The organism is Bacillus sp. R45 (genome assembly GCF_021729365.1).
In the GTDB taxonomy this organism is placed as follows: domain Bacteria; phylum Bacillota; class Bacilli; order Bacillales; family Bacillaceae; genus Bacillus; species Bacillus velezensis.
Genome location: NZ_CP091421.1, coordinates 2,177,900 through 2,190,902, shown reverse-complemented (window position 1 = coordinate 2,190,902; position 13,003 = coordinate 2,177,900). Strand labels below are relative to the sequence as shown.

Sequence of the window (13,003 nt, the reverse complement as noted above, 5' to 3'; positions counted from 1 at the left end):
ACATGATGATTCACGATATGAGGTGAAAAAGATGCTTGCTGATAAAGTAAAGCTTTCTGCGAAAGACATTTTGGAAAAAGAATTTAAAACAGGCGTTAGAGGTTACAGACAAGAAGACGTTGACAAATTTTTAGATATGATTATTAAGGATTATGAAACCTTTCATCAAGAAATTGAAGAACTGCAGCAGGAAAATCTGCAGCTGAAAAAACAGCTTGAAGAAGCAAGCAAAAAACAGCCGGTGCAGTCCAATACGACCAACTTTGATATTCTGAAAAGGCTGTCCAACCTTGAGAAACATGTATTCGGCAGCAAACTTTATGACGAATAAGACAGATGCACTTGTCAAATGAGACAAGTTGCTTTATAATGAACAAGTGTTCTTAACGTTCGGGTAATCGCTGCAGGTCTTTGAATCTGTAGAGGAAAGTCCATGCTCGCACGGTGCTGAGATGCCCGTAGTGTTCGTGCCTAGCGAAGAAATAAGCTAGGGCAGCCTTGATAGGCTGACGGCAGGAAAAAAGCCTACGTCTCCGGATATGGCTGAGTATCCTTGAAAGTGCCACAGTGACGAAGTCTCATCAGAAATGTTGAGAGTGGAACGCGGTAAACCCCTCGAGCGAGAAACCCAAATTTTGGTAGGGGAACCTTCTTGAAGGAACTGAACAGATAGAAGGACAGAATACTTTCTGTAGATAGATGATTGCCGCCTGAGTACGAGGTGATGAGCCGATTGCAGTACGACGGAACAAAACATGGCTTACAGAACGTTAAACATTATTGATATGACAAATTAGAGCTCTCCTTTAAAGGGGAGCTTTTATCTTGAATGAAACGAAAGCTTAAAAGAGACAGGGTGATACGATGAAGAAGTACACACTAATAGCGACGGCGCCGATGGGAATTGAAGCGATCGTCGCCAAAGAAGTGCGTGATTTAGGTTATGAATGCAAAGTAGACAACGGAAAAGTCATTTTTGAAGGAGATGCGCTTGCGATCTGCCGCGCTAACTTATGGCTGCGGACGGCTGACCGCATCAAAGTACAGGTCGCCGAGTTTCAGGCAAAAACGTTTGATGAGCTGTTTGAAAAAACAAAAGCGATTGACTGGCGCGCGTACATTCCGGAAAACGCAAAGTTCCCCGTTATCGGAAAGTCCGTGAAATCAGTGCTTGCCAGTGTGCCTGACTGCCAGCGGATCGTCAAAAAGGCGATAGCGGAAAAGCTGAAACTTCAATCAGGAAAACAAAATGAATGGATTGAAGAAACGGGACCCGAGTATAAGGTGGAGATTTCCCTTTTAAAAGATAAAGCCGTACTTACACTGGATTCATCAGGAACAGGCCTTCACAAACGGGGATACAGGGTTGATCAGGGCGGAGCTCCGATTAAAGAAACGCTCGCTGCCGCGTTAATTCTGTTAACCAACTGGACGCCTGACCGTCCGTTCGTCGATCCGTTCTGCGGTTCCGGCACGATCGCCATCGAAGCCGCTTTAATCGGGCAAAACATTGCTCCGGGTTTTAACCGTGATTTTGCTTCAGAAGACTGGGAATGGATCGGAAAAGAACTGTGGGACAAGGCACGCCTTGAAGTGGAAGAAAAGGCGAACTATGATCAGCCGCTGCAGATCTTTGCCAGTGACGTGGATCACCGGATGGTAAACATCGCCAAAGAAAACGCAGAAGAAGCGGGACTTGGGGACCTGATCGAATGCAAGCAGATGCGAGTGCAGGATTTTACGACGAAACTCGAATTCGGCGTTATCGTCGGAAACCCTCCGTACGGCGAACGGCTCGGCGAAAAAAGGGAAGTCGAGCAGATGTATAAAGAAATGGGCCGGGCATTTGAATCTCTTGATACATGGTCTGTCTACATGTTAACGTCAAATGAACAATTTGAAGAGGTCTACGGAAGAAAAGCAACAAAAAAACGGAAGCTCTTTAACGGTTTTATCAAAACGGATTATTATCAGTACTGGGCTAAAGTGCGGCCGCAGCGGAAAAAGCCGCAACAAAGAGAAGACGCCTGATACAGCGTCTTCTCCGGCATCTTTACGTTTTATTCTGCCATTACCAGCGGTGCGCTTTTGCGTTGCTCCGTAAAATAATGTTGGTCTGGGACATTTCGGTGTGGCCGTTCACCTGCGATTTAGAGCGTTTCGGCCGCGTCCAATTGTGATGAAACAATTCAGAATGCTGATCTAATCGATCTTTATAACTCATGTAACCATCACTCCCGGATAGAATAATTTTGTGAAGATGGATATTCGATCGAATATCTGTTGTAGTTTGTGCAGGTCAGGTGCGGATCATTCAGGATGGCATGTATAGAAAGTGAAGCATCGGCATAGAATGATGATTATTTCTATTTGAGAGGTGATCTTATTTTATGCTGAACAGCGAGCACTTCAGTAAAATACAAAAGGCGTTAGACGCAACTGCTTTCCGGCTGGAGGAAGCCGGAGCGGAGTTCGGTCCTTCCGCCATGACACACGCACAGGAAGAACTTGAAAATGCGGTAAAACATACACATTCAACAGACCATCCGTTCCTATGTACACATATCATTAACCGGAAATGAGTAATGACAAAAACTTGGCGTGGCCAAGTTTTTTTGTTGTATTGAAAAGGGTTAAATGATATTATAGATGGTCTGAATGCCGAATAGTTAGGGGTTGGAGTTGGGTGACAACATCACGTTTGCCTTTTGCTTTAACAAAAGAAAAGAATTTTTACGAAGAATTGAACAATTGGATTGGTGACGTGTTTTACGATATCCTTCCCGAGAAAGGATTTGACCTTCGGGATGAGCAGGTATTTATGGCGTTTCAGCTTGAACGGGCTTTTAAAGAGAAAAAGGTCATGTTCGCTGAGGCAGGAGTCGGTACGGGGAAAACGCTGGTGTATCTGCTGTTTGCCATCAGCTATGCAAGATATACGGGTAAACCGGCCATTATCGCATGCGCCGATGAAACGTTAATTGAACAGCTTGTCAAAAAAGAAGGCGACATTTCCAAGCTGACAGAACATTTGGATCTGCAGATTGATACACGGCTGTCCAAATCCCATGAGCAGTATCTCTGTCTGAAAAAGCTGGAGAAAACGATGCAGCGTTCTGATGATGAAAAGTGGCTGGATCTTTATGAGTCGCTGCCTTCATTCGTACACGAATCACAAGCGATGCAGCGCTTTTATCCGTACGGCGACCGCAAACAGTACGCTGATTTGACAAATGAAGAGTGGGCAGGCGTCAGCTATGATTCCTTCCAAGATTGTTTAACATGTGATATGAGACATAGATGCGGTTTAACACTTTCAAGAGATCATTACAGAAAATCAACGGATCTGATTGTTTGCTCCCATGATTTCTACATGGAGCATGTATGGACGGAAGAATCACGCAAAAGGGAAGGGCAGCTGCCGCTTTTGCCGGATCACAGCGCCGTCGTGTTTGATGAAGGACATCTGCTGGAATTCGCCGCGCAAAAAGCGTTAACGTATCGTGTGAAGCAGTCGACGCTTGAGCTGTTTTTAGAGCGTCTGCTTCAAAATGACATCAGAGAGGAATTCGCCGAACTGATTGAAGATGCCCTTGCCGCAAACGATGAGTTTTTCTATGTGCTGTCAGAGGAATCGAAGGAAATCGCCGGCTCTCACCGATTGGACATCCAAAACGACCAGCGTGTTAAGCGTGCAGCTGACGAACTGTGCCGTCTGCTCGATAAAATCGGCGAGGCGCTCGTATTTGAATCGGAAATGTATACGATTGATAAGTACGAGCTGTCAGTTGTAGAAGAATACGTCGAACAAATGGCATATTCGCTGTCGCTGTATCAAAAGGATGCCATCAGCTGGCTTGAAACGCGGGATACAGACTCAACGTTTGTCGTTATGCCGAGAACTGTAGCCGAAGTTTTGGGAGAAAAGGTCTTTTCTAAAAAGATACCTTATATCTTCTCATCGGCCACTCTTTCTGAGGGTGGTTCATTTGATTATATCGCTGACAGTCTCGGAATCCGTGATCCTTTATCATTTACCGTTGAATCTCCGTACGATTACGAGGAGCAAATGTCTGTTGCGCTTCACGGTGACATGACGTCTGAGCAGAAAACAGCCGAAACGATTGAAACCATTAAGGAGAATGAAGGACGCACCCTCGTTCTTTTCCCTTCCTTTGAAGACATGAAGGAATTTAAAGAACAGGCTGCCGCGTGGGAGCTGCCGTATCCGATTTACTACGAAGGTGACGAAGAGATCAGCAGTCTGGTCGAAAAATTCCAGCGGGATGAAGAATCCGTGCTTTGTTCCGTCCACTTATGGGAAGGTCTTGACATTCCCGGTGACTCGCTCCGGAATGTGACCATTTGGGCATTGCCGTATCCGCCTCATGATCCTGTGTTTACCGCAAAGCGGAACGGAGCGAAAAAAGATCCGTTTGAGGAAGTTGATCTGCCGTACATGCTTTTGAGAGTCCGGCAGGGAATCGGCCGCCTCATCCGTTCTAATCAGGACAGCGGAACCATATCCATTTATGCGGGCGGAGAAAGTGAACGGGTCCTGGCCGAAGTCAAAAAGGTCTTGCCTGTTACACCGAAAATCGTATAAAAACAAGAGCTGCAGGAATCTTATCCTGCGGCTTTTTTTAATCCGGGAAGTTGACTTTATGACGGCGTTCCATTAGCCTGTAATTGATAGTGAAAAGGGAGGGGAACGGATATGGATGTACATACATATGAAAAAGAGTTTTTTGATCTGTTAAAAAGAGTATCCCACTATGAAGAAGCCATTGCGCTCATGCATTGGGACTTAAGAACGGGAGCCCCGAAAAAAGGCTCTGATGACCGGGCGGAAAGCATCGGACAGCTGTCGGCTGACGTTTTTCAAATCCAGACATCCGACCGAATGAAAGAGCTGATCGACATCCTTCTCGTGCATGCAGAAGAGCTCTCTGAAGATACAGTGAAAGCGGCGGAACTTGCGAAAAAAGATTATGATCATAATAAAAAAATTCCTGAAGATGAGTATAAAGAATATGTCATTTTAACATCGAAAGCGGAAACGGCTTGGGAGGATGCAAAGGCGGCCTCTGATTTCTCTATGTTTGCTCCGTACCTTGAGAAGCTGATTGATTTTAATAAGCGGTTTATTTCTTACTGGGGCTATGAAGATCATCCATACAACGCATTGCTCGATATTTTCGAACCGGGTGTTACGGTAAAGGTGCTGGATCAGCTGTTTTCTGAATTGAAGGAAGCGATCATTCCGCTTATCAAAAAAGTGACGGAATCCGGCAATAAACCGGACACTTCCTTTATAACGAAAACGTTTCCGAAAGAACAACAAAGAGACCTCTCCTTGTATTTCTTAAAAGAGTTCGGGTATGATTTTGACGGCGGCCGCCTGGACGAGACGGTGCATCCGTTTGCGACGACAATCAACCGCGGCGATGTGCGGGTGACGACCAGATATGACGAAAACGATTTCCGCACGGCGATTTTCGGAACGATTCATGAATGCGGGCATGCGATCTACGAGCAGAATATTGACGAAGCGCTGAGCGGAACGAACTTATCTGACGGTGCATCCATGGGAATTCATGAATCCCAATCGTTATTTTATGAAAACTTTATCGCCAGAAATCAACATTTCTGGACCGCCTATTATGAAAAAATGGTTGAGGCTTCGCCTGATCAATTTCAAGATGTGAAAAGAGAGGACTTTGTACGCGCCGTAAATGAGGCGAAACCGACCTTTATCCGAATTGAAGCCGATGAGCTGACATATCCGCTTCATATTATTATCCGTTATGAAATTGAAAAAGCGATTTTCAGCAATGAAGTGACAGTGGAAGAACTGCCTGCATTGTGGAATCAAAAATATCATGATTATTTAGGCATTACGCCGCCATCTGACGCAAAAGGCATTTTGCAGGACGTACATTGGGCGGGCGGCGATTTCGGCTATTTCCCTTCCTATGCGCTCGGATATATGTATGCGGCACAGCTGAAGCATACCATGCTTGAGGATCTGCCTGAATTTGATCAATTAATAGAACGGGGCGACTTTGAGCCGATCAAACAATGGCTGACAGAAAAGGTTCATCAGCACGGAAGACGCAAAATGCCGCTTGACATCATAAAAGATGCAACGGGAGAAGAGCTGAACGTTCAATATCTCATTGAGTATCTCGTCGGCAAATATTCAAATTTATATTTATAAACGAAACGCCCGGTATACACCGGGTGTTTTTCTAAAAATTCTAAAAAGACGAATAATCGAAAACTAATTCTTTGTAAAAGTTCGGAAATATTCAAATTTCACTATGCAAAAGAAGTGTATCTTGTTATAATTTGATTAATATCATACGAACACTCATATAATCGCGTGGATATGGCACGCAAGTTTCTACCGGTCACCGTAAATGTCCGACTATGAGTGAGCAATGGAACGGCTTTATTCGGCCGTTACGTGTAGATCATTCGGCATTGCTTGCTCTTTTTTTGGAGAGCGGGCAATGCTTTTTTTATTTTTTATAAGCGGGGGTAATCATTGTGGAAGCATTAAAACGAAAAATAGCAGAAGACGGAATCGTTCTTTCTGATCAAGTGCTGAAAGTGGATTCTTTTTTAAACCATCAAATTGATCCGGTTCTCATGCAGCAGATCGGCCGGGAATTTGCGCGGCGTTTTGAAAAAGACGAGATAACCAAAATCGTCACAATTGAATCTTCGGGCATTGCCCCTGCGGTAATGGCTGGCCTTGAACTCGGCGTTCCCGTCATCTTTGCGAGAAAAAGGAAGTCTCTCACGTTAACGGATGATCTGCTGACGGCGTCCGTCTATTCTTTCACGAAAAAAACAGAAAGTCAGATTGCAATCTCCGGAAATCATCTCTCGAAAGAAGACCGCGTGTTAATCATTGACGATTTTTTAGCGAACGGACAGGCGGCAGAGGGGCTTTTGTCCATCGTAAAACAAGCAGGCGCAGCGGTTTGCGGGATCGGAATCGTCATTGAAAAGTCATTTCAGCCGGGAAGAGACGAGCTGGTGAAAAAAGGATGCCGGGTCGAATCACTGACGAGAATTCAATCGCTTGAAGACGGAAAAGTGACATTTGTACAGGAGGTCCGTTCATGAAAAACGGCTATGCCAAAACACTTTCCCTCGGTATCCAGCATGTGCTTGCCATGTATGCCGGCGCCGTCGTCGTTCCTTTAATTGTAGGAGCGGCATTGGGACTGAACGCAGAACAGCTGACATATCTCGTATCAATTGACATTTTTATGTGCGGGGCGGCTACGCTGCTTCAAGTATGGAGGAATAAATGTTTCGGCATCGGCTTGCCTGTTGTGCTCGGCTGTACGTTCACCGCGGTAGCGCCGATTATTTCCATCGGTAAGGAGTACGGGATTTCAGCCATTTACGGAAGCATTTTGGCATCGGGGCTGCTTGTCATTCTGCTGTCATTTTTCTTCGGCAAGCTCGTATCCTTTTTTCCGCCTGTCGTAACCGGATCTGTCGTGACGATTATCGGGATGACCTTAATGCCGGTCGCGATGAATCATATTGCCGGCGGGGAAGGCAGCAAGGATTTCGGTGATCCGGCTAACCTTGCCCTCGGATTTACGGTGCTCGTCATTATCGTGCTGCTTTATCGGTTTACAAAAGGATTTTTGAAATCCATTTCAATTTTAATCGGCATTGTCATCGGGACGGCCATCGCATATTTTATGGGAAAAGTGCAATTTGACAATGTGGCGAATGCTGACGCCATTCAAATGATTAAACCGTTTTATTTCGGGACGCCGACATTTCATGCGGCACCGATTATTACGATGTCAATCGTTGCCATTGTCAGCCTTGTTGAATCAACCGGCGTCTATTTCGCTCTCGGTGACCTGACAAACAGGCGCCTGTCTGAACGTGATTTAGCAAAAGGCTACCGCGCGGAAGGTCTGGCGGTGTTCATCAGCGGCATTTTCAATGCTTTTCCGTATACGGCCTATTCCCAAAACGTCGGTCTCGTGCAGCTGACGGGGATTAAGAAAAACGCGGTCATCGGTGTCACGGGCGCACTTTTAATGCTATTCGGCCTTTTTCCGAAAATCGCAGCCTTCACGACCATCATCCCGTCTTCAGTACTGGGAGGCGCGATGGTGGCCATGTTCGGCATGGTCATTTCCTACGGCATTAAAATGCTCAGTCAAATTGACTTTAAAAAGCAGGAAAATCTTCTGATCGTCGCGTGTTCGGTCGGATTGGGACTCGGTGTAACCGTCGTTCCCGATATGTTTAAGCACCTGCCGTCTTACTTAAATTTGCTGACCACAAACGGAATCGTCGCCGGAAGCTTTACCGCCGTGCTTTTGAATATTGTTTATAATATGATTCCTAAAACGAAAAAAACCCTTGATGTAACAAGGGTTCAAGAGGGTTAGTGATCCGTTTTTCTTAAAAAAATAACATTTTAATAACATTTCTTTATGAAATCCCGAGATCGAGGATGCTTCCGAAAGTTTGCTGAACTTTTTGCGAGGCATCCTCTTTCATTTTATTTGTAACGTGGGTATAGATTTTCATTGTTGTTTTCACATCATCGTGGCCGACTCTTTTCATCACAGTCGCAATATCGACACCTGCTTCAGCTAACATACTGATATGTGAGTGTCTGAATATGTGAGGAGTCGCATGTTTTTTTATGGATGTTTTTTTTAGAATTCTTTCCATCCGATAAATGATGCTTTTTGGCAGGTAAGGGTACCCGTTTGCTCTTGCGAAAATAAAGTTTTCATTATGGTACTCAGATAATTTTGTTTGTGATTGCAAATGCATCTTTTTCACTTTCGTTTTATATGCTTTCAGCATGGCTATAATTTGATCGTCTATAGCAATTGTTCGAATTGATCCAGGTGTTTTGGGTGGAGTTAATTCATACTCTCTCATGTTATTACTTTCTGAATAAATGGTTTTGGTTATCCGGAGTTCTTTTGTTTCGAAATTGATGTCAGACCATTTGAGGGCACATAACTCGCCGGATCGCATACCGGAAAACGCCAGTAAATAAAATCGTTCCAGATCCATGTGTAAACCATGGTTTTTAACTACTGAAAGAAATTCCTCGATCTCCGATTTTTCAAGGTATTTTTCAGCTATGTTGTTATTTTCGATTTCTTCAACGGTTATACGTTTTTTAGGCACTATAGCGTCTGCAATAGGGTTGCTTTTGATTAGCTTTACTTTAACCGCATACTTGAAAATCATTCCTGCTGTTGTATGTACGCCACTCATCGTGCTTCGTGAATATCCTTGTTCTGATAGATCGTTTAGTATTTTTTGATACTGTCTTAAAGTTATTTTTCCGATATTCGTTTTGGCAATATAGGAGTTTAATATTTTCATTTCTTCTCTTCTAATTCGGACAGTGTTCTTTTTCTTCCCTGTTAACATATACTCTTCTAGCCATTCGGCCGCCACTTGATCAAAAGTCATCTTTTTCACTCTTGATTCATCGATGCCATCTTCATTTAAAGCAGCAATCGCATCACGGACTCTTTGCTCGGCTTCTTTTTTTGTTTTGCCCCGCCGCGGAATTTGCTTTCGTTTGCCGGTGACTGGGTCACGAGGGCCTTCTCCAACTGCTAACCACTTTTTACCCTTGATTAATTCTTTGGTATACATTCTTTCACCTCTTAGATTAAGTATAGGAGTTGTTTTAAATACAAATGAAATTAATAAGTAGGGGAGGAGAGTTGATGCATTTCGGTGAGAGAACCTACGTTCGTGTATTTTGTTTAAAGAAAAGCCCTAAAAGGGCTAATCAAAATTTAAAAACAGGACTTTTCTCAACGACTCGATTTTTACTGATGAGATTCCGTTCAAGTCCGGATCAGTTTCAGATGAGAATAAGATTGAAAACCCTTGAACCATAAGGGATTAGGAACATGGTGAAATTATCCTTTCGGATCGGGTTCATTTGTATTCCGGTTCAAGTTCCGATCTTATTAGTAAACAGAAATAACTTAATAAACAATAAAGAATAATTACTTTTCCTCTTTTTTGTTTTTGAAATTCTCTGCAATCATTTTTTCAATTCCATCAAGTCGCCTTAGAGCATCTGCAAGATATTTATCTTTTTCATCCTCCGTCATCAGTTCCTGTCCTTCGACATTATCAAAACGAACATCATTCTGCTTACGGAGTTCTTTAGCTTTATCTTGGTAGTACTCTTGACCTCTCAGCAAGTAATCTATGGAGACACAAAAAAAATCAGATATTTTAATAAGTGTTTCGTGATCTGGCTCTCTTTTTCCCTGCTCATATGAAGCATAGGTTGTTCTTGCAATTCCTAATTTATCCGCAACTTCTTGCTGTTTTAATCTTTTATCAACTCTAAGGTCTTTAAGTCGATTAGAAAAATTCAAATTTATCGCCTCCCACGTTTTGTGGAACTAACAATATTATAACTCCACAATAAGCGTAGTATATGCTATTACTCAAAATGAGTAATATTTTTTAAAAAAGTATTTACAGGACTCGTAATGAGTAGTATATTTAAAACAACGACACGTTATGAGTATTGGGGGTGAGAGAAATAGCTTCTAAAGTAAATCAAAGAAATTGGTTAAAGCATATACGTTTATCAAAGGGCCTGACACAGAAAGAAGTTGCAAATAAAGCTAATATTGCTCGAACAACGTACGCGTCTATAGAACAAGGTGAAAGAAATGCACGAGTTCCGACAGCAAAAGCTATCGCTAATGTTCTGGATTTTAAATGGACTCTTTTTTTTGATGATTCAGTACGCGTTTTGAGTAGTGATCAAAAATCAAACACAGCATAGGAGGTACCAAATATGTTTACCATGCAATACGACGATAACTTCATTGATCAAATTGCAGCAAAAATTGCTGATAGGGCAACAGATATGTTGGTTGAGCGGCTAGGGGCGTTGAATGAGCTACCTCACATCTTAACCAGAGAAGAAGCGATGAAAGTACTCAGATGCGGTCAAACAAAAATGTCTGAACTCATGTCGCGACCTGATTTCCCGGTAAATGATGAGTTCGGCAAGAAAATTCCAACCCAGCTGCTATTTAAATGGATTGAAAGAAATACCCGTTGGGTGGAGGAAAATACCCAGTATTTCCGTAAGGGGGCAACCGCATGAATCAACTTGTTTTTATTGAAGGCGATCAAGTTGTAACCGATAGCCTGACTGTTGCTGAGGTATTCGGAAAGCGTCATGATCATGTTTTACGTGATATTAAAAAACTTGATTCTAGCAAAGAATTTAATCTCCACAATTTTGGGGAGGTTGAATATAAGGACAATAGGAATCGCACTTATAAAAAATACCTCATCAAGCGTGACGGTCTTACATTCTTAGTTTTTGGTTACACAGGTGCAAAGGCAGCGCTGTTTAAAGAAAAGTATATTTCGGAGTTTAACCGAATGGAAAATGAGCTTCAGAAACTAAAGCAGCCGTCTTATATGATTGATGATCCAGTCAGCCGAGCAAAGCGATGGATCACCGAACAGGAAGAACGGCAACAGCTTGAACAAACATTGAGAATTCAGGAGCCGTTGGTCAGTTTTGCTGAATCGTGCATGGCGTCTGAAAAGTCCCTGCTTGTCAGAGAGGTTGCAAAACTTGCATCCAAACAAGGCATTGTTATTGGTGAGAGGCAGTTGTTTCAGAAATTACGAGATTGGAAGATGATCTTCTCCAACAAAAATGAGCCTTATCAAGAATATGTGAACCGCGGTTACTTTGAAGTAGCACAGGGAGTTCGAGAAGTAAGCGGAAAGTCAAAAACGTGGCTCACAATGAAGATTACACCAAAGGGACAAGCCTACATCATTAACAAGTTGAAAAAGCAACAGGCAAGTTAGTATTTTCATTACTTAAATTTTATCAGTAAAAAACTGAATATATCAGGAGGCAAACATATGGAGAACAACCCATACAATTTGCGAAATTTACCGCAGATTATGCGTGGTGTCCGAAAATCGGCGGGCCTTGCACAGTATCAAATCGGTAATTTAATTGGGGGAAAGGATCAACGATATGTTTCTGATGTGGAAAATGGCTTTAGCAAACTCACTCCTGAACTATGCATTAAGTGGTTTGAAGTATGTGAAGCCTATGAACATATTGATCTCGTGCATTATCTTTTCCGTCTGCACCCAACAGCGGCTGCGCCCATTGATCCTGCATTAAATGAAAGTGCAAGTGCCGCGGTAATCAATATGGTCCATCAGTTGGAAGAGGCGTTGGAAGCAACAAAACACCTAGCCCGTTGGCTGGCAAGTGACAGGCCGGGTAGGAGGGCAGGGGAACTGCCAATGGGTGATATTAAACAGATTTTCGATCTTATCCCGGCAAATAAGACACTCATCTATTCACTAGCCCGCGGACACGGTTTAAAGATACAAGAACTAGCGGATAGGTGGACAAGAAAAGCGCTAGTTGATCAAGTAGCAATGGCAAAACATGAGGAGAGGCAGGCAATTACGATATGAACAACAATCAATTTCTTAAATCAGATTTAGAAGCTGCTAAACGGAAAGTGGATTCAGCAGAAGAATTGGCGATTATGCTAAGTGAGGCCCTGCGTGATGGTGATTACGAGGAAGCCATTAGCTTAGCCGGAAGCATAAAAGTTTTGACGGAGGATATTAACCGGTTAGCAAACAAAGGCCGTTTGTACGATGTAGCTATGAAAATGCAGCAGCGAGGTATTAATTTAACTGTAATAAGCAGGTGCTATCGCAATGAACATTGAAAATCCAATGGTTTTGAACAACTGGCACGATAAAACGTCAGAACCTGAAATAAAAAAGGATTTTTTTGGGGACATCATAATGCCAACAGATGATTATGTAATCGACAGCAGCGAGGTAATTTTGAGGGATAATCTTGAACGGTACTTAAAGGAGCAGCTTGGTTTTGAATTTCAAACATCGCAATAAAAAAGCCCACTCGGCAAAGTGGACTTCGTAA

16 protein-coding genes, 1 other RNA gene and 1 riboswitch are annotated in these 13,003 nt (G+C 43.0%); of the genes, 14 read left to right on the top strand and 3 right to left on the bottom strand.

Going from position 1 to position 13,003, the window contains the following annotated elements; translation table 11 throughout:
- The first annotated feature begins 31 nt into the window (after positions 1-31).
- The 3 genes from gpsB to L3V45_RS10695 all read left to right on the top strand — a co-directional run bounded on the left by gpsB (position 32) and on the right by L3V45_RS10695 (position 2,031).
- Positions 32-331 (top strand): cell division regulator GpsB, encoded by a 300-nt coding sequence (gene gpsB, locus L3V45_RS10705; RefSeq protein ID WP_003153541.1) that lies wholly within the window; start codon positions 32-34, stop codon positions 329-331.
- A gap of 55 nt (positions 332-386) precedes the next feature.
- Positions 387-768: RNase P RNA component class B (rnpB, locus tag L3V45_RS10700), an RNA gene on the top strand.
- A gap of 96 nt (positions 769-864) precedes the next feature.
- Entirely contained in the window at positions 865-2,031 is a 1,167-nt protein-coding gene (locus L3V45_RS10695; RefSeq protein ID WP_024085525.1) for a THUMP domain-containing class I SAM-dependent RNA methyltransferase, read from the top strand.
- A 40-nt stretch (positions 2,032-2,071) separates the two neighbouring features.
- Here the strand turns inward: L3V45_RS10695 and L3V45_RS10690 are convergent, their stop codons facing one another.
- Entirely contained in the window at positions 2,072-2,224 is a 153-nt protein-coding gene (locus L3V45_RS10690) for a YpzG family protein (RefSeq protein ID WP_003153548.1), read from the bottom strand.
- Positions 2,225-2,390: 166 nt separating this feature from the next.
- Between L3V45_RS10690 and L3V45_RS10685 the strand changes: the two genes are divergently transcribed.
- The 5 genes from L3V45_RS10685 to pbuX all read left to right on the top strand — a co-directional run bounded on the left by L3V45_RS10685 (position 2,391) and on the right by pbuX (position 8,438).
- The gene (locus L3V45_RS10685; protein ID WP_003153550.1) at positions 2,391-2,582 is read left to right on the top strand and encodes a hypothetical protein; all 192 of its coding nucleotides are present in this window, start codon (positions 2,391-2,393) and stop codon (positions 2,580-2,582) included.
- A 104-nt stretch (positions 2,583-2,686) separates the two neighbouring features.
- Positions 2,687-4,606, top strand: a complete 1,920-nt coding sequence (locus L3V45_RS10680) for an ATP-dependent DNA helicase (protein ID WP_017418013.1) — start codon at positions 2,687-2,689, stop codon at positions 4,604-4,606.
- Between the two features lie 111 nt (positions 4,607-4,717).
- A complete protein-coding gene (locus L3V45_RS10675) occupies positions 4,718-6,220 on the top strand; it encodes a carboxypeptidase M32 (RefSeq protein WP_025852639.1) in 1,503 nt (500 codons plus the stop codon).
- Between the two features lie 133 nt (positions 6,221-6,353).
- A riboswitch (purine riboswitch) is annotated at positions 6,354-6,453 on the top strand.
- A gap of 99 nt (positions 6,454-6,552) precedes the next feature.
- A complete protein-coding gene (gene xpt / locus L3V45_RS10670) occupies positions 6,553-7,137 on the top strand; it encodes a xanthine phosphoribosyltransferase (RefSeq protein ID WP_057080530.1) in 585 nt (194 codons plus the stop codon).
- Complete coding sequence (gene pbuX / locus L3V45_RS10665) at positions 7,134-8,438, top strand: xanthine permease PbuX (RefSeq protein ID WP_014305276.1); 1,305 nt, start codon at positions 7,134-7,136, stop codon at positions 8,436-8,438. Before xpt ends, pbuX begins: the two co-directional genes overlap by 4 nt.
- Positions 8,439-8,481: 43 nt before the next feature.
- On the opposite strand, the gene L3V45_RS10660 is transcribed toward pbuX, so the two are convergent.
- Positions 8,482-9,678: a site-specific integrase gene (locus tag L3V45_RS10660; protein ID WP_156240410.1), complete on the bottom strand. Its 1,197-nt coding sequence runs from the start codon at positions 9,676-9,678 to the stop codon at positions 8,482-8,484.
- A 362-nt stretch (positions 9,679-10,040) separates the two neighbouring features.
- Positions 10,041-10,421: a helix-turn-helix domain-containing protein gene (locus L3V45_RS10655; RefSeq protein WP_043021753.1), complete on the bottom strand. Its 381-nt coding sequence runs from the start codon at positions 10,419-10,421 to the stop codon at positions 10,041-10,043.
- A 161-nt stretch (positions 10,422-10,582) separates the two neighbouring features.
- Between L3V45_RS10655 and L3V45_RS10650 the strand changes: the two genes are divergently transcribed.
- From L3V45_RS10650 to L3V45_RS10625, 6 genes are read left to right on the top strand one after another with little or no spacing between them, the layout of a single operon-like run.
- Positions 10,583-10,840, top strand: a complete 258-nt coding sequence (locus L3V45_RS10650) for a helix-turn-helix transcriptional regulator (protein ID WP_442863050.1) — start codon at positions 10,583-10,585, stop codon at positions 10,838-10,840.
- Positions 10,841-10,852: 12 nt separating this feature from the next.
- Positions 10,853-11,167 carry a hypothetical protein gene (locus L3V45_RS10645; protein ID WP_032863594.1) on the top strand — a complete coding sequence of 105 codons (315 nt, stop codon included), beginning with the start codon at positions 10,853-10,855 and terminating at the stop codon, positions 11,165-11,167.
- Entirely contained in the window at positions 11,164-11,892 is a 729-nt protein-coding gene (locus L3V45_RS10640) for a phage regulatory protein/antirepressor Ant (RefSeq protein ID WP_100261867.1), read from the top strand. Before L3V45_RS10645 ends, L3V45_RS10640 begins: the two co-directional genes overlap by 4 nt.
- Positions 11,893-11,949: 57 nt before the next feature.
- Positions 11,950-12,522 (top strand): helix-turn-helix domain-containing protein, encoded by a 573-nt coding sequence (locus tag L3V45_RS10635; protein ID WP_014418218.1) that lies wholly within the window; start codon positions 11,950-11,952, stop codon positions 12,520-12,522.
- Entirely contained in the window at positions 12,519-12,785 is a 267-nt protein-coding gene (locus tag L3V45_RS10630) for a YqaH family protein (protein ID WP_236836997.1), read from the top strand. The genes L3V45_RS10635 and L3V45_RS10630 overlap by 4 nt, the downstream gene beginning before the upstream one ends.
- Entirely contained in the window at positions 12,775-12,972 is a 198-nt protein-coding gene (locus L3V45_RS10625) for a YqaI family protein (protein WP_236836996.1), read from the top strand. Before L3V45_RS10630 ends, L3V45_RS10625 begins: the two co-directional genes overlap by 11 nt.
- The last annotated feature ends 31 nt before the right edge of the window (positions 12,973-13,003 follow it).

Coding starts and splice junctions, on each gene's coding strand:
- gpsB (WP_003153541.1), top strand. CDS start 32: ATGCTTGCTGATAAAGTAAAGCTTTCTGCGAAAGACATTTTGGAAAAA.
- L3V45_RS10695 (WP_024085525.1), top strand. CDS start 865: ATGAAGAAGTACACACTAATAGCGACGGCGCCGATGGGAATTGAAGCG.
- L3V45_RS10690 (WP_003153548.1), bottom strand. CDS start 2,224: ATGAGTTATAAAGATCGATTAGATCAGCATTCTGAATTGTTTCATCAC.
- L3V45_RS10685 (WP_003153550.1), top strand. CDS start 2,391: ATGCTGAACAGCGAGCACTTCAGTAAAATACAAAAGGCGTTAGACGCA.
- L3V45_RS10675 (WP_025852639.1), top strand. CDS start 4,718: ATGGATGTACATACATATGAAAAAGAGTTTTTTGATCTGTTAAAAAGA.
- pbuX (WP_014305276.1), top strand. CDS start 7,134: ATGAAAAACGGCTATGCCAAAACACTTTCCCTCGGTATCCAGCATGTG.
- L3V45_RS10660 (WP_156240410.1), bottom strand. CDS start 9,678: ATGTATACCAAAGAATTAATCAAGGGTAAAAAGTGGTTAGCAGTTGGA.
- L3V45_RS10645 (WP_032863594.1), top strand. CDS start 10,853: ATGTTTACCATGCAATACGACGATAACTTCATTGATCAAATTGCAGCA.
- L3V45_RS10640 (WP_100261867.1), top strand. CDS start 11,164: ATGAATCAACTTGTTTTTATTGAAGGCGATCAAGTTGTAACCGATAGC.
- L3V45_RS10635 (WP_014418218.1), top strand. CDS start 11,950: ATGGAGAACAACCCATACAATTTGCGAAATTTACCGCAGATTATGCGT.
- L3V45_RS10630 (WP_236836997.1), top strand. CDS start 12,519: ATGAACAACAATCAATTTCTTAAATCAGATTTAGAAGCTGCTAAACGG.
- L3V45_RS10625 (WP_236836996.1), top strand. CDS start 12,775: ATGAACATTGAAAATCCAATGGTTTTGAACAACTGGCACGATAAAACG.